Here is a 16,070-nt window from a genome sequence, read left to right as displayed (position 1 = left end):
CCCCGGCAGCGGGCGAAAAGTCGTCGTGTCGCACATGATGGGCGCTATGTGTCCTTTTTTCACACTGTCACATGTACGGGTATCCGTACGAGCACGGGTACGGCGTGACGGCTCGGGGTCGCCGCGGTGAGCGCCCGCAGGCGCACCGGCGGGACACAGTCACCGCCCAAGCCCGTACCGGCCAAGCAGAAGCCGACGTCGCGGCAGCGGCAGAAACCGCCGTCGTCCGGCGCGCCCGCACCTGCCGCGGACCCGGCTCCGTCCCAGAGCCCCACGGGTCCCGCGCCCAAGAGACCGGCGCCCGAGGGGCCGGCCGCGAAGAGCCCGCCGTCCAAGAGCCCCGCGGCGAAGACCCCTCCGCCCACGGCCCCGGCGCGCAAGAGGCCCCCGCGCTCCCCCGCGCCCACCCGTGAGCCGGTCGGTCTGGGCCGCGTGGCGGTCGTCGCCGTGCCCGTCGTGGCACAGGCCCCGCCGGTGCTCCCCGGCCCGAGCCCCGAGGCCGCCTTCGACGCGCTGTACGCGCACTGCGCGGACCCGCTCGTGCGCCAGGTCCTGGTCCTGACCGGCAGTCCGCGGCTCGCCGACGACGCCGTGGCCCGCGCCTTCGACCAGGCGTGGCAGCGGTGGCCGGAGGTGGCGCGGGACGCCGATCCGGTCGGCTGGCTGCGCGCGAACGCCTACGCGTTCGCCCTCGCGCCCTGGCAGCGCTGGGTCCCGGCCCACCGCCGCGAACCCGCCGCCCCGGCCGCCCCCGCCCCCTTGGCGGCGGCCCTGCTGCGGCTGCCACCCGAGCACCGCCGCGCCCTGCTCCTCTACGACGGCCTCGGCCTCGATCTGCCCGGCACCGCCGCCGAGACCGAGTCCAGTACGCCCATCACCGCGGCACGCATCACCCACGCGCGGGCCGCCCTGACCACGGCGCTGCCGGAACTCTCCGAGGACGGCCAGCCCCTGTCCGTGGAACTCGGCGCGCTGCTCGCCGACGAGCAGGACGACGCCGCGCCCGCGCGTACCCGCAAACCGGCCGCCGTACGGGACGCGAGCGAGCGCGGTGTACGGCGGCGTACGGTCGCGGCCTTCGCCCTGACCGCCCTGATCGTGACGGCCACCGTCGTGACCATGGCGGTCGCGCCCGACCACAGCGAGCCGGTGCCGCCCCGGCACGCCCGCGAGGCGGGCCACAACCGCGCCGATACCCCCGGCGCCCCGGGCCACGCCCCCTCCGACGACCCGGCGCGCGCGGCAACGGACGCACGCACCGACGCACCCCCGCCCGTCCCGCCCCGCGTCCCCCCGGCCGCACACCGCAACCCCCGCCCCGGCCTACGGGACGCGCACGGGGCGCGACTCCGCCCGGACACCGGCAAACCGCCGCTGCCCTGAGGTCTTGGCCGTAGGCGCGGTCCTGGCGGGGACGGGCAGCGGCGAAACCCCGCTGGGCCGAGCTCCGTCCGAGCGACGCGGAAACGGCGCGGGTCCGGCCCCTTCCGAGGAAGGGAACCGGACCCGCGCCGTGTGGCGTGCCGAGCCGACCGCAGGTCAGCCGGCCAGGATCGACCGCGCGAGGCGCGCCGTCTCGGACGGCGTCTTGCCGACCTTGACGCCCGCGGCCTCCAGGGCCTCCTTCTTGGCCTGCGCCGTGCCGGAGGAGCCGGAGACGATGGCGCCCGCGTGGCCCATCGTCTTACCCTCGGGCGCGGTGAAACCGGCGACGTAGCCGACGACCGGCTTCGTCACGTTCTTCTCGATGAAGGCCGCGGCCCGCTCCTCGGCGTCGCCGCCGATCTCGCCGATCATGACGATCAGGTCGGTGTCGGGGTCGGCCTCGAACGCGGCGAGCGCGTCGATGTGCGTGGTTCCGATGATCGGGTCACCGCCGATGCCGACGGCGGACGAGAAGCCGATGTCGCGCAGCTCGTACATCATCTGGTACGTCAGGGTGCCGGACTTGGAGACCAGGCCGATGCGGCCGGGCTTGGTGATGTCGCCCGGAATGATGCCCGCGTTGGACTGGCCGGGGGTGATCAGGCCGGGGCAGTTCGGGCCGATGATCCGGGTCTTGTTGCCCTTGGCCTGGGCGAGCGCCCAGAACGCGGCGGAGTCGTGCACCGCGACGCCCTCGGTGATCACCACGGCGAGCGGGATCTCGGCCTCGATGGCCTCGACCACGGCGTCCTTGGTGAACTTCTCCGGGACGAAGATGACCGTCACGTCCGCGCCGGTGGCCTCGATGGCCTCCTTGACGGAGCCGAAGACCGGGACCTCGCCCTGGTCGAAGGAGACGGTGGTGCCCGCCTTGCGCGGGTTGACGCCGCCGACGATGTTCGTGCCGTCGGCGAGCATGAGCGTGGTGTGCTTCATGCCGGTGGCGCCGGTCATGCCCTGGACGATGACCTTGCTGTCCTTGGTCAGGAAGATAGCCATGGTTGTCGGTGTCCTCGTCCCTTACTTCGCAGCCAGCTCGGCGGCCTTGTCGGCCGCTCCGTCCATGGTGTCCACGCGCTGTACCAGCGGGTGGTTCGCGTCGGACAGGATCTTGCGACCCAGCTCCGCGTTGTTGCCGTCCAGGCGTACGACCAGCGGCTTCGTGACGTTCTCACCCTTGGACTTGAGCAGCTCCAGGGCCTGCACGATGCCGTTGGCGACCTCGTCGCAGGCGGTGATGCCGCCGAAGACGTTGACGAAGACGGACTTGACGTCCGGGTCGCCGAGGATGATCTCCAGGCCGTTGGCCATCACCTCGGCGGACGCGCCGCCGCCGATGTCCAGGAAGTTGGCGGGCTTCACGCCGCCGTGCGCCTCACCGGCGTAGGCGACGACGTCGAGGGTGCTCATGACGAGCCCCGCGCCGTTGCCGATGATGCCGACCTCGCCTTCCAGCTTCACGTAGTTGAGGCCCTTGGCCTTGGCCTTCGCCTCCAGCGGGTTGGCGGCGGCCTTGTCCTCGAGCGCCTCGTGCTCCGGCTGCCGGAACGCGGCGTTCTCGTCGAGCGAGACCTTGCCGTCGAGCGCGACGATCTTGCCCTCGCCGGTCTTGACCAGCGGGTTGACCTCGACCAGCAGGGCGTCTTCCTTGACGAAGACGGTCCAGAGCTGCTGGAGGACGGAGGCGACCTGGTCGGCGATGTCGGCCGGGAACTTCGCGGCGGCGACGATCTCGGCGGCCTTCTCCGGGGTCACACCCTCCAGGGCGTCGACCGGGACCTTGGCCAGCGCGTCCGGGTTCTCCTCGGCGACGACCTCGATCTCGACACCGCCCTCGACGGAGGCCATGGCGAGGAAGGTGCGGTTGGTGCGGTCCAGCAGGAAGGAGACGTAGTACTCCTCCTTGATGTCCGCGGTCTCGGCGAGCATCACCTTGTGGACCGTGTGGCCCTTGATGTCCATGCCCAGGATCGCGTCGGCCTTGGCCACCGCGTCGGCCGGGTCGGCGGCCAGCTTCACGCCACCGGCCTTGCCGCGGCCGCCCACCTTGACCTGAGCCTTGACGACCGCACGGCCGCCCAGTCGCTCCGCCACCTCGCGCGCCGCCTCAGGCGTGTCGATGACTTCACCGGCCAGCACCGGTACACCGTGCTTGGCGAAGAGGTCCCTCGCCTGGTACTCGAACAGGTCCACGCGCGTCCGTCTCCCTTTTCCCTGGTTTCCAGGGTTCCTGGTTTCCCTGGAATTCAGCATTTCGCAAGCTGCTGCCGCCTGATGTGTGCGGCGCTGCGTGCGTTTCTGCCTGATCTGCCTGGGCGTGCCGCTACGGGCAGGGCGACTGCACTGTCACAAGGGAAGCGCACACGGTGACCGAGTACGCGGCATGTCCGTCTCGCAGGTTATCGCCGAGGGCGGTGACGGGCTAAATCGCAGATCACATGTGGGCGGTGAGAACGGTCACAGATCACCGTCCGGGTCCGTTCCCGATCGTCGTTCACGCCTCCGGTATCGGAATCGGGCGTTTCTCGATCGCCGCTGCCATCACATCGGGAAAGAGGTCGGGGGTGCAGGCGAACGCCGGAGCGCCGAGGGCGGCGAGCGCGGCGGCGTGGTCGTGGTCGTAGGCGGGCGCGCCCTCGTCGGACAGCGCGAGCAGCGCCACGAACTGGACGCCGGCCGCCTTCATGGCCGCCACCCGCTTCAGCATCTCGTCGCGGATACCGCCCTCGTAGAGATCGCTGATCAGTACGACGACGGTTTCGGCCGGACGGGTGATCAGGCCCTGGCAGTACGCGAGCGCCCGGTTGATGTCGGTGCCGCCGCCGAGCTGGGTGCCGAACAGCACGTCCACCGGGTCGTCCAGCTCGTCGGTGAGGTCGACCACGGCGGTGTCGAAGACGACGAGCTTGGTGGCGATCGAGCGCATCGAGGCCAGGACGGCGCCGAAGACGGACGCGTAGACGACGGAGGCGGCCATCGAACCCGACTGGTCGATGCAGAGGACGACGTCCTTCTTCACCGCCTGGTCGGCGCGGCCGTAACCGATCAGCCGCTCGGGCACGACGGTGCCGTGCTCGGGCAGGTAGTTCTTGAGGTTGGCGCGGATCGTGCGGTTCCAGTCGATGTCCCGGTGCCGGGGGCGGCTGACCCGCGCCGAGCGGTCGAGCGCGCCGGTGAGGGTGGCGCGGGTCCGGGTGGCGAGCCGCTTCTCCAGGTCGTCCACGACCTTGCGGACCACCATCCGCGCCGTTTCCTTGGTGGTGTCGGGCATCGCCTTGTTCAGCGACAGCAGCGTGCCGACCAGGTGCACGTCGGCCTCCACGGCCTCCAGCATCTCCGGCTCCAGCAGCAGCGCCGACAGCCCGAGCCGGTCGATCGCGTCCCGCTGCATCACCTGGACGACGGAGCTGGGGAAGTACGTACGGATGTCGCCGAGCCAGCGGGCCACTTGCGGCGCGGAGCCGCCGAGGCCCGCCGAACGGTCGGCCCCGCGCCCCGAGGCGCTGCCCGTGCCGCCGTACAGCGCGCCGAGAGTACGGTCCATCGCCGCGTCCCTGCCGGTCAGTTCGCACCCGGTGCCGTCGGCGCCCCCGCCGCCGAGCACGAGCCGCCAGCGGCGCAGCCGCTCATCGGTGTCAGTCATCTGCCTGGTCCCCCTCGTTGGTCAGCCTGGCGGCGAGATCGGTCGTGGTGGTCGTGCCCAGCAGCAGCCGGACGGTGTGCAGGACGGCGTCGGCGCGGGCCGCGTCGAGGCCGGTGCCGAAGCCGGGCAGGCCCGGGTCCGACGCGGTGGCCGGGCGGCGCGCCGCCGAGGGGCCGCGCCGCACCAACTCCCCCACGCTGCGCCGCACCCCGGTCTCGAAGTCCGCGAAGGTCCGCCGCAGCAGGGGCAGCACGTCGTTGAACGCCGTCGCCGGTACGGCCGCCAGCCAGCCGTCGACCAGCGCCAGCAGCCGCTCGTCGTGCACCAGCAGCATCCCGCCGCCGGACAGGAACCCCTCGATCCACGCGGCCCCCTCCGCGGGCCCCGTCCCCGGCGACAGCGCCAGCCCCATCAGCCGCGCCGCGTCCTCCGCCTCGATCCGCCCGTCGTCCATGAGCAGCCGCGTCGCGGCCCCCCGCAGCAGCCCGGGTATCGCCCCGTCCCGCTCGGCCAACCCCCGCAGCGTCCCCGCCCACCGCTCCCGAAGGTCCCCCCCAGGAGCATCCCCCCGCCCCTGCGGGCTGGCCCCGGAGACCAGCGCGCGCCCAGAGCCGGGTGCGGTGCCGGAGGCGGGTGCGGTGGCGGGTGCGGTCTCGGGGGCGGGTGCGGTGCCAGAGGCGGGCTCGGAGGCGGGTGCGGGTGCGTCCGTCTGGGCCGGGCCAACCGCCGGTCCTGGGCCGACCGCAGGGTGCGGGGTCGGGGAGGGGAGGAGGCCGATCGCGCGGTGGACCTCGTCCATGTGGGTGCGCAGCGCCGCCGCGCCGTCGGCGTCGAGGCCGACGCAGGCCGGGGGGAAGCCGACGCAGATACGGGAGGCCAGACCCTCCGCGACCTCGCCGAGGGCGGCGGAGTCGGTGCCGCGGACGTCGCCGTAGCGGACGGCACGGACCAGCGCGGGCAGCGCGGCGGCGAGGTGGGAGACGTCGGCGTCGAGCGCGGCGCGGTCGGCGAGGACGCGCATGACGACGGGGAGCGCGTCGGACAGCCCGGCGAGCAGGCACTGTTCGGCGACCGAGGTGACGGCGGCCAGCGCGTCGCTGTGCACGGCGGCGTCCTCGGCCTTGGCCGTGGCGGCCGACCCCACGGTGGTGCCCCAGATCCCGGCCTCGGCGATCCGTACCGCCAACTCCGGCTCCCAGCGCAGCCGCCACGTCTCACGGAAGGTGCCCTTGCCGTGCCGGGCGACGGCCGGTTCGCCCCAGCCGATGCCGAGCATCGTCAGGCGGTGCAGCAGGCGGCTGCGGCCCGCGTCCATCTCCTTGCGCAGGTCCAGCTCCAGCTCCTTCTCCAGCGCCTCGGGCTTGAGCCGGAGCCTGCGCTGCTCGCGGGCGAGGTCACGGGCGAGCGGCACCGCGGGCGCGTCCGGCGGGACTTCACCGAGCACGTCGCCGACGACCAGCCGGTCCTGGATCAGGGCGAGCGGCACGTCGGAGCCGTCGCACATCACCGCGCGGACCGCGTCGGTGGTCTCGCCGAGACCGGCCAGCGGGCGGCCCCGCATCGCGGCGAGCGTGTCGGCCAGCCGTACCGCCTCGATGACGTGGGCCGAGGAGACCGGCAGGTCCTCCTCCCTGAGCAGCCCCGCCACCTTCGTCATCCAGCGGGTCACCGGGCGGTCCCGCGCGGTGAACAGGTGCCGGTACCAGCCCGGCGAGTCGATGCCCGCGCCGTAGCCGCTGGCCCTGGCCAGCCGACGGTGGGTCCACGGCACCCAGGTCGTCTCGACCTTCGCCTTGGGCAGGCCCTTGAGGAGCTGCCGGTCGGCGGTGGCCGTCGTCCGCTCGGTGAGGGCGGGCACGTGCCAGGCGCCGCAGACCACCGCCGTCCGCTCGTACGCCTTGCGCGCCTCGCGGACCCGCAGCCGCATGTGGGCCTCGCGCAGCGGGTCCTGGGCGTGGCCGCCGTCGCCGTAGGTCTCGCGGATCGCCGCCATGGCCTCGGCGAGCGCCGCGAAGGGGACGAGCGGGTCGCCGTCGCCGTCGCCGTCCGCCGTGCCGCCGCGGTGCTCGACCGCGTCCTCCCACCAGCGCTCCGGGTCGTCGTACCCGGCTGCCCTGGCGAGGACGGCCAGCGGGTCGATCCGCGCGGCAGCCGCCGCCCCGCCGTCGTCCCTATCCCCTCCGGCCGCCTCCTCCTCGGCGGGCTGCTGCCCTTCCTCTCCTTCTCGCACCGGCCCCCGTACCGGCCCTTCCGGGTCCGGGCCGCCGGACGCGGCCTCCTCTTCCTCCGCGGCGGCGCGCAGCGCGAGGGTGTGCGCGGCCGGGAGGTCGATGAAGCGGACGTCGGCGCCCGCCTGCGCGGCCCACCGGATCGCCACCCACTCGGGCGAGAATTCGGCGAAGGGCCAGAACCCGGCCCGCGCCGGGTCGTCCACCACGTGCGCCAGCAGCGCGACGGGCGGGCGCATCGCGGGGTCGGCGGCCAGCGCGAGCAGCGCGTCGGCCTCCGGCGGCCCCTCGATGAGCACGGCCTGCGGCCGGTACGCGTCGAGCGCGGCCCGCACCGCCCGCGCGGACCCGGGCCCGTGGTGCCGTACTCCGAGCAGTACGAGGTCGTCGCCGTAGTGGCCGCCCGCACCGCCGCGGACGACGGCGGCGGGCACCGCCCCGGCCCGGAGTCCTTCCGCCGTGCGGTCCCCCGGCCCGCTTCCGGCCGCCGTCGCACCGTCCTCCGCGCGACCGGGCACCGCCGTACCGTCAGCCGTCCGCGTGCCGCCCGCCGCGCGGTCACCCGTCGTCGTGCCGCCGGTGGCGGCGTCCATGACCGTCATGCCGACACCTCGCGGCAGGCGCGGTAGAAGTCCTTCCAGCCGTCCCGCTCGCGGACGACCGTCTCCAGATACTCGTGCCAGATCAGCCGGTCGGCGGCCGGGTCGCGGACGACGGCGCCGAGGATGCCCGCGGCGACGTCACCGGCCCGCAGCACGCCGTCCCCGAAGTGGGCCGCGAGCGCGAGGCCGTTGGTGACCACGGAGATCGCCTCGGCCGTGGAGAGCGTGCCCGAGGGGGACTTGAGCTTGGTGCAGCCGTCCTCGGTGACGCCGCCGCGCAGTTCGCGGAAGACGGTGACGACCCGGCGGATCTCGGTGGCGCCCTCCGGGGCGGCCGGGAGGTCGAGGCCGCGGCCGAGCTGGTCGACCCGGCGGGAGACGATGTCGATCTCGTCCTCGGCGGAGGCGGGCAGCGGCAGCACGACCGTGTTGAAGCGGCGGCGCAGCGCGCTGGAGAGGTCGTTGACCCCGCGGTCGCGGTCGTTGGCGGTCGCGATGAGGTTGAAGCCGCGTACGGCCTGTGTCTCGGCGCCCAACTCCGGTATCGGCAGGGTCTTCTCGGACAGGATCGTGATCAGCGAGTCCTGGACGTCCGCCGGGATGCGGGTCAGCTCCTCGACGCGCGCGAGCCGGCCCTCGGCCATCGCCCGCATGACGGGGCTGGGCACCAGCGCGTCCCTGCTGGGGCCGTTGGTGAGGAGCTGCGCGTAGTTCCACCCGTAGCGGATGGCCTCCTCGGGGGTGCCCGCGGTGCCCTGCACCAGCAGGGTCGAGTCGCCGCTGATCGCGGCGGCGAGGTGTTCCGACACCCAGGTCTTCGCGGTGCCCGGCACGCCGAGCAGCAGCAGCGCCCGGTCGGTGGCGAGCGTGGTCACGGCCACCTCGACGATCCGCCGCGGGCCCACGTACTTCGGTGTGACGACCGTGCCGTCGGGCAGTGTCCCGCCGAGCAGGTAGGTGGCCACGGCCCAGGGCGAGAGATTCCACCGGGCGGGGCGCGGCCGGTCGTCCGCCGCGGCGAGCGCCTTGAGCTCGTCCGCGAACGCGTCCTCCGCGTGCGGCCTCAGGGCCTGCTCGGCGCCGGTGCCGCTGTCGGTCTCGGCACCCGTCGTACCGGTCATGGCTCTCCCCCACTCATCCGTCGGACCCGCGTGGTCCGAGCTGTTCTCCACGATGCACCCGACCACTGACAATCGGTCACAGCGCGCGATCCGCGCAGGTCAGAGCGATTGTCAGTGGGGGGTTCTACCTTCGGGGGCATGGAGACGGAAGCACGGTGGACAGCGGATCAGGTCCTGGCGCTCGCGCCTGACGCCGCATCACGCAAGGCGGGCGCGCGGCTCGCCACACCCGCGCCGTGGTCCGGTGCGGGGACGGCCGGCGGCGCGGTGTGGGGGCTGTGCGCGGGCAGCGGCAGCAAGCCGTACCAGACGGTGGTGGATGTGAACGGGCCCGCGCACCGGTGCAGTTGCCCGAGCCGGAAATTCCCGTGCAAGCACGCGCTCGGACTGCTGCTGCTGTGGTCCGAGGGCGGGGCGGGGCCGGTCGGCGCGGGGGACGTGCCGGAGTGGGCCGAGCAGTGGATCGACGCCCGGCGGAAGAAGGCCGAGACGGTGGCCGAGACGGCCGCGGTCCGGGCGGAGTCGGGCCCCGCGGACCCGACGGCGGCGCGGCGGCGGGCCGAGCGGCGCGCGGTCCGCGTCGAGGGCGGGGCCGCCGAGCTGGAACAGCGGCTCACCGACCTGCTGCGGGGCGGGCTCGCGGGCGCGGACCGCGCGGGCTATCAGCAGTGGGACGAGATCGCGGCCCGCATGGTCGACGCGCAGGCGCCGGGACTGGCCACGCGGGTGCGGGAGTTGGGGACGGTGGTCGCGGCGGGCGGCGACTGGCCGTCGCGGATGCTGGAGGAGACGGCGCTGCTGCATCTGCTGGCGCGCGGTTTCCTCGGCCGCCAGGGGCTGCCGGGGCCGCTGGCCGACACGGTCAGGTCGCGAGTCGGATTCACCGTCGACACGGCGGAGTTGCTGGCCGGGCCGACCGTCCGCGGCCACTGGCAGGTCCTCGCGCAGTACGACAGCGCGGACGAGCGGCTGACGACTCGGCGGATCTGGCTGTACGACCGGGAGCCCGGCCGTTTCGCGCTGCTCCTGTCCTTCGGGGCGGTCGGCCGCGCGCCCGAACTGGCCCTGCCGGTGGGCGCGGTGCTCGACGCGGAGCTGGCCTACCACCCGGCGGCGCTGCCGTTGCGGGCTGCGCTCGGCACCCGGCACGGCACGGTCGGCGCGGGAGGCGGCCCCTCCGGCGGCGGTACGGGGGGCGGTACGGGCGGCGGCCCCTCCGGCGGCGGTACGGGCGGCGCACCGGTCGGGACCGGGATCGACGCGGCGCTCGCGTCCTACGGCAGCGCGCTCGCGGACGACCCCTGGCTCGACGCGTGGCCCGTCGTCCTGTCGGGAGTCGTCCCCATACCGGGGCCGAACCGCTGGCAACTGGCGCACAGGGAAGGGCAGGACGCCGTCCCGCTCACCCCGGCCACCACCGGCCTGTGGCGCCTCGCCTCGGTCTCCGGCGGCCACCCGGTCACCGTCTTCGGTGAGTTGGGTCCGACGGGCCTGCGCGCGCTGGCGGTCTGGCCGGACGGCGGGGAGACGGTGCCGCTCTAACCGCGCCGGAAGCGCGGGGAGCGGGCCCGGAGTTGGGCCCGGCGTGGAACGCACGGTTTACGGGGGGACGGGTACGGGGGCGCGGGGCGGCCCGCCCGGGGGACGGTGCGCGACTGCGGAGGGGGCAGCCGCGCGCGGGAACCCGGCGGGCCGGACCCGGCCGGAGCAGCGGCATCAGGCAACAGGCAGCAGGCAGCAGGCAGCAGCGGGATCAGCAGCATCAGCGCAGGGGAAGCGGACGACGCGGAGGAGATCCGCGAGGCGACGTCGTGGAGTGCGAAGGGGGAATGTGATGAGCATCGGTTGGGACGATCTGGTCGGCAGCGCGCTGCTGGGCACCGAGCGGCGGCGGCCCGCGATCGTGGCGGGCGACGCGGACGAGGCGGCGGCGGGGCTGCTGGACGCGGCGGCGGCCGGGGTGGTGCGGCGGCGTGCCGGTGTACGGCCTGGGGTGGCGCGGGAGCGGCCGGGATTGGCGCCGCCCGACACACGACGGCCGCTGCCCGAGGCCGCCCGGCAGCGGCTGGACCGGCTGCTGACGGACCGCACCGGCGGCGGTTCCGGCAACCGGCGGGGGTCGGCGCCGAATCTGGCCGAGCTGTTGCCGCAGTGGCTCGCGGAGGCCAACCTCCTCGGGTACGGGGCGCCGCCCGCGCTGCTGCCCGCACTGCTGGACGCCGCCAGGGCGCGGACGGACCTGCGGACGGACGCGGTGGCGCTGGCGGGACCGCGCGGGCTGTGGCTGGCCGGGCTGAATCCGGACTGGAAGTTCGTGCTGCGCTCGGGCCACCGGGGCCTGGCGGCGGCGCCCGAGGACCCGGACGCGGCCGAACGGCTGTGGGAGGAGGGCCTGTTCGCGGAGCGGGTCGCGCTGCTCACCCGGATCAGGCTGGCCGACCCGGCCCGCGCGCTGGCGCTGCTGGTGTCCACCTGGAGCGGCGAGCGGGCCGAGGACCGGCTGATGTTCCTGGACTCGCTGCGGGTGGGCCTGTCGGGGGCCGACGAGCCCTTCCTGGAACAGGCGTTGACCGACCGCAGCCGCAATGTCCGCTCGACGGCGGCCGAGTTGCTGGCCGCGCTGCCCGAGTCGGCGCTGGCCGGGCGGATGGCGGACCGGGCCAGGAGCTGTGTGTCGCTGGGCCCCGACGGCATCACGGTGGAGGCGCCGTACGAGTGCGACGCGGGGATGGAACGGGACGGGGTGGCGCCCAAGCCGCCGAGCGGGCGTGGTGAAAGGGCCTGGTGGCTGGGCCAGTTGGTGGACGCGGCGCCCCTGGCGACCTGGGGCGCGCGGTTCGGCGACCGCGACCCGGAACAGATCATCGCCCTCCCGGTCCTGGACGACTGGCAGGCCGATCTGCACGCCGCCTGGTGCCGGGCGGCGGTACGGCAGCACGACACGGGCTGGGCGCGGGCCCTGCTCGGCCCTCCCCCGGCGCCGTCCTCGCCGGTGGCGGCGGTCGGCGACCCGGCGAAGCTGCTGTCGATCCTGCCGGAGGACGAACGGGCCACGTGGGTGGCGGAGTTCATCGCCACGCACGGGCTGTCCGAGGCGTTCCAGATGCTGGGCGTGTGCGCGGTGCCGTGGTCTGAGCCGCTGGGCCGGGCCGTGGTGGACGCCCTGGACATCGCGCGGGACGCGGGCAGTTACCCGTGGAGCTTCAGCGGCGTGATGGGTCTGGCGGAGCGCTGTCTCGACCCGGCGGCGGCCGACCAGGTCGGGGTGCTCAGCGCGGCGGCGGAGGAGCCGCCGGACGGTTCGCCGGGCGCGGGCGCGTACTGGTCGGAGGCGTTCCAGCGGCTGACGGGCACGCTGCGGCTGCGCGCGGTGATGCTGGCCGAGCTGCGCGGCGAGGCCACCGCCCCCGGGGCGCCGGGGGACGGGGGTGAGTGATCATGCGGACGGTACGGCGGGCGGCCCGCACCGCGGCCCGGGCGCTCCGGGGCCTGGCGCGACTCGGAGGGCCCGGCGGGCTCGGGCGGACGGGGCGGCGGCGGTCAGGCGCCGGTGGCCTGGTGGACGTTGGCGCGCACCCAGTCCACGGCGGCCGTGGTCGGGGTGCCGGGGGTGAAGATCGCGGCGACGCCGAGTTCCTTGAGGGGCGCGATGTCGGCCTCGGGGATGATGCCGCCGCCGAAGACCTTGATGTCCAGGGCGTCGCGCTCCTTGAGCAGTTCGAGGACCTTCGCGAAGAGCGTCATATGGGCGCCGGACAGGATCGACAGGCCGATCGCGTCGGCGTCCTCCTGGATGGCGGTGTCGACGACCTGCTCGGGCGTCTGGTGCAGGCCGGTGTAGATGACCTCCATACCGGCGTCCCGCAGGGCGCGGGCGATGACCTTGGCCCCGCGATCGTGGCCGTCGAGACCCGGCTTGGCCACCACCACGCGGATCGGACCGGACACTCCCATCACTGCCTCCATGCGTACGGCTCGCGGGCCGGGAATTCGGGGCTGCGGTCGCGGAGAGCGTCCCACAGTGTGAACGAACGTTATCGCCCCGCTCCGCCGCCCGACAGTTTCGCGGGACCCAGGGAGGGGGAAATCACACAGTGGGACACATTCACTACGGGTGGGACCCCGGGAAACGGCTCGTCACGGTGTGGGACACGCCGGAGCCGTCGCTCACCGGTCCGGCCCGCTGTGGAGGAGCCGCTGCCAGGATGCCGTGTTCCCGCGCTCGCAGCCGCAGAGCACGGGGACACGGCCTCCGCTCCGGCCCTCGACAGGGCACGCCGGGCCACCGGGCCGCACGGAGCGTGCCGTGACGGGAGGTGGGCCATGACCGTCGGACCAGCCGATTCGCCGGACGCCACGACACCGGCCGGCACCCCGGCCGCCACCGGCCCTGCGCGGGCCGCGGAGGACCCGCAGGCGGACCGTCCGTCCGCCAGGGCGGCGACGGCCCCGCTGGCCCGGCTGCTGCACGGCGCGGCGCTGGTCAAGGCCACCGCGTTCGACCTGGCGATCCTGGCGGGCCACCTGCTGCTCTACCCCACAGGGATACTCCCCGCGCGGACGGCCGCCCCCTCACCGAAGACACCCGCGATAGGCCGGGCGCCCGGCGGGGCGCTGCGGCTGCCGACCGAGGGCAGGGCCCACCCGCCCGTGGTGATGCTGCACGGCTTCGTGGACAACCGGTCGGTCTTCACCCTGCTGCGCCGCTCCCTGCTGCACCACGGCTGGACACGGGTCGACGCGCTGAACTACTCACCGTTGACCTGTGACATACGCGGAGCGGCCGAGTTGCTGGGGCGGCACGTCGAGCGGATCTGCGCGGAGTCCGGGCACAGCCGGGTCGACCTGGTGGGACACAGCCTGGGCGGGCTGATCGCGCGGTACTACGTGCAGCGGCTGGGCGGTGACGCGCGGGTGCGGACGCTGGTCACGCTGGGGACGCCGCACACCGGGACCAGGGTGGTGCCGCTGCTGACGCCGCTGCCGATCGTGCGGCAGATGCGGCCCGGGTCGGCGCTGCTGGAGGAGCTGTCGCAGCCCGCGCGGGGGTGCGGGACGCGCTTTGTGTCGTTCTGGAGCGACCTCGACCAGTTGATGGTCCCGGTGGCCGCGGCGCGCCTCGAACACCCGGATCTTTCGGCGGAGAACATCCGGGTGAGCGGGATCGGCCACCTGGCACTGCCCGTGCACCGGGGTGTGGCCGCCGAGATACGGCAAGCGCTGAGCGGGAAGGAGCTCTGGAGGGGCGCGATCGACGCCGCATAACGGACACGTAACGGTCGAATATCAACCGAACACCGGGCAAGGCGGACGCCAGGTCACCGCAGAAGATTGTCGGCTCCCCGTACGGGGAGCTACAGTCACCGCTAATTCTCCTGCTGCCTAGGCGAAAGAGAAGCTGGCGGTGAACGAACGTCCTGCGTCGGGGTACGCCCCCGACTACGACGCCTACGGGTACGACGCTTATTCCACGGGCGCCTACCAGACCGTCGGCACCACCTTCGCTGACGCCGATCAGCTGTACGGCCACGCGCCCGACGCGACCGGTAGTTACGCGTATGCCCCGCAACCCCCGCAGTACACACACGGGTACGGCTACGACACCGGTTACGGCTACGACCAGGGGCAGCCGCAGGCCCAGACCCCGGTCCAGCAGCCCCACGTACCGGCGCAGTCCCAGCCCGCCGACGCGTACGACACCGGCACGTACACCTCGTACGACACGGGCACGTACGACACGGGCACGTACGACACGGGCACGTACGACACGGGCGTCTACGACACCGGCATGTACGCGGCCGGGACCGGGACGTACGACACCGGGACGTACGACACCGGCGGCTACGCGGCGTACGACCCGTACGCGACGCAGGCCGCGGGGACGTACTACGACACGGGGACGTACGACAGCACGGCGTTCTACCAGCAGCCGTATCAGGAGCCGCAGGCTCCGGCCCAACAGCCGCAGCAGGACTGGGACTCGGGCGCGTATCCGACGTACGGCTACGGGTACGGCTACGACGCCAGCGGCGACACCGGTGTGTACGAGCAGATGGCGCCGGTCCACGAGGAGCCGCAGCCGCACCCGCGGGTCGAGGAGCCGGTGGCGGAACCCGCCGCGACGACGGCCGAGTTCGAGGCGGTCGACGCGGTCGAGCCCGTGACGGCGACGGCGACGGCCGAGGCGGCCCGCGACGACGAGCCCGCCGTGGAGCACGCCTACGCGGACGCGTTCCCGGCGGACGGCGAGCCGGTGGCGCGCAGCCGACGACGAAAGCCCGCCCGGCGGTCGGCGCTGCTGACCGTGGCGGTCCCCTCCGTCGCGGTGATGGGCGTGGCGGCCGTGGGCGCGGCGGCGGTCTCCGGGGTCGGCGTCGCCGAATCCTCGAAGACGCAGGCCGACGGCGGGAGCGCGGCGACGGACGCGAACGCGCCGACGACGCAGTTCGACCGGCAGCTCGCCGGGGTGAGCGCCGACGCGAACGACTTCGCGGACCGCGCGAGCCGGACGCAGGAGCGGATCGACCTCAAGGACCGCGAGGCGGCGGCGAAGAAGGCCAAGGCGGACGCGGCGGCCCGCAAGGAGGCGCTGCGGCCGAAGTTCCTGCTGCCGGTGACGGAGAAGGGCCTCAGCGCGTACTTCGGCCAGGCCGGCGTCAACTGGATGGCGCTGCACACCGGCATCGACTTCCCCGTGTCGGTGGGGACGCCGGTCATGGCGGTCACGGACGGCACCGTCCGCACGCAGTGGAACAGCTCCTACGGCAACATGGCGATCGTCACGGCGGCCGACGGCACGGAGACGTGGTACTGCCACCTCAGCAGTACGAAGATTCGCAGCGGGTCGGTCAAGGCGGGCACCGTCATCGCCTACTCCGGCAACACCGGCAACACCACCGGTCCGCACCTGCACCTCGAGGTGCGGCCCCACGGGGGATCTCCGATTGATCCGCTGCCCTGGCTTCTGGCCCACGGGCTCGACCCCCGCTGACGCCCTGCGGGCGGGCCCACTCGCGACGTCCACCCCGCGCATGACGGTGCGCCCCGTCAG

At 74.1% G+C, this 16,070-nt stretch carries 11 protein-coding genes; 5 read left to right on the top strand and 6 right to left on the bottom strand.

All coding sequences use genetic code 11. The features are described from left to right. Nucleotides 1-126: 126 nt before the first annotated feature. Entirely contained in the window at nt 127-1,383 is a 1,257-nt protein-coding gene (locus tag ACFZAM_RS30045) for a hypothetical protein (protein ID WP_391050474.1), read from the top strand. Nucleotides 1,384-1,539: 156 nt separating this feature from the next. Here the strand turns inward: ACFZAM_RS30045 and sucD are convergent, their stop codons facing one another. The 5 genes from sucD to ACFZAM_RS30020 form a co-directional block, all read right to left on the bottom strand. Further along, complete coding sequence (gene sucD / locus ACFZAM_RS30040) at nt 1,540-2,424, bottom strand: succinate--CoA ligase subunit alpha (protein WP_355336840.1); 885 nt, start codon at nt 2,422-2,424, stop codon at nt 1,540-1,542. Nucleotides 2,425-2,445: 21 nt separating this feature from the next. Then, the gene (sucC, locus tag ACFZAM_RS30035; RefSeq protein WP_355336839.1) at nt 2,446-3,618 is read right to left on the bottom strand and encodes an ADP-forming succinate--CoA ligase subunit beta; all 1,173 of its coding nucleotides are present in this window, start codon (nt 3,616-3,618) and stop codon (nt 2,446-2,448) included. Between the two features lie 301 nt (nt 3,619-3,919). Beyond that, nucleotides 3,920-5,068, bottom strand: a complete 1,149-nt coding sequence (locus ACFZAM_RS30030) for a VWA domain-containing protein (RefSeq protein WP_355336838.1) — start codon at nt 5,066-5,068, stop codon at nt 3,920-3,922. After that, entirely contained in the window at nt 5,061-7,898 is a 2,838-nt protein-coding gene (locus tag ACFZAM_RS30025; RefSeq protein ID WP_391050473.1) for a DUF5682 family protein, read from the bottom strand. The genes ACFZAM_RS30030 and ACFZAM_RS30025 overlap by 8 nt, the downstream gene beginning before the upstream one ends. Further along, nucleotides 7,895-9,019 (bottom strand): AAA family ATPase, encoded by a 1,125-nt coding sequence (locus tag ACFZAM_RS30020; protein ID WP_391050472.1) that lies wholly within the window; start codon nt 9,017-9,019, stop codon nt 7,895-7,897. Before ACFZAM_RS30020 ends, ACFZAM_RS30025 begins: the two co-directional genes overlap by 4 nt. Before the next feature lie 138 nt (nt 9,020-9,157). Between ACFZAM_RS30020 and ACFZAM_RS30015 the strand changes: the two genes are divergently transcribed. Then, nucleotides 9,158-10,561 (top strand): SWIM zinc finger family protein, encoded by a 1,404-nt coding sequence (locus ACFZAM_RS30015; RefSeq protein WP_391050471.1) that lies wholly within the window; start codon nt 9,158-9,160, stop codon nt 10,559-10,561. Nucleotides 10,562-10,853: 292 nt separating this feature from the next. Further along, the gene (locus tag ACFZAM_RS30010; protein WP_391050470.1) at nt 10,854-12,455 is read left to right on the top strand and encodes a DUF5691 domain-containing protein; all 1,602 of its coding nucleotides are present in this window, start codon (nt 10,854-10,856) and stop codon (nt 12,453-12,455) included. 104 nt (nt 12,456-12,559) lie between these two features. Here the strand turns inward: ACFZAM_RS30010 and ACFZAM_RS30005 are convergent, their stop codons facing one another. Beyond that, complete coding sequence (locus tag ACFZAM_RS30005; RefSeq protein ID WP_355336833.1) at nt 12,560-12,973, bottom strand: cobalamin B12-binding domain-containing protein; 414 nt, start codon at nt 12,971-12,973, stop codon at nt 12,560-12,562. 369 nt (nt 12,974-13,342) lie between these two features. Here ACFZAM_RS30005 and ACFZAM_RS30000 point away from each other — a divergent pair, with 369 nt between their 5' ends. Then, complete coding sequence (locus tag ACFZAM_RS30000; RefSeq protein WP_391050469.1) at nt 13,343-14,284, top strand: alpha/beta fold hydrolase; 942 nt, start codon at nt 13,343-13,345, stop codon at nt 14,282-14,284. A 139-nt stretch (nt 14,285-14,423) separates the two neighbouring features. Continuing rightward, nucleotides 14,424-16,010 carry a peptidoglycan DD-metalloendopeptidase family protein gene (locus ACFZAM_RS29995; protein ID WP_391050468.1) on the top strand — a complete coding sequence of 529 codons (1,587 nt, stop codon included), beginning with the start codon at nt 14,424-14,426 and terminating at the stop codon, nt 16,008-16,010. Nucleotides 16,011-16,070 lie beyond the last annotated feature (60 nt).

The organism is Streptomyces sp. NPDC008079, assembly GCF_042957385.1.
GTDB lineage: Bacteria > Actinomycetota > Actinomycetes > Streptomycetales > Streptomycetaceae > Actinacidiphila.
The sequence above is the reverse complement of the archived record's forward strand: the minus strand, read 5'-3'. Positions and strand labels throughout refer to the sequence as shown.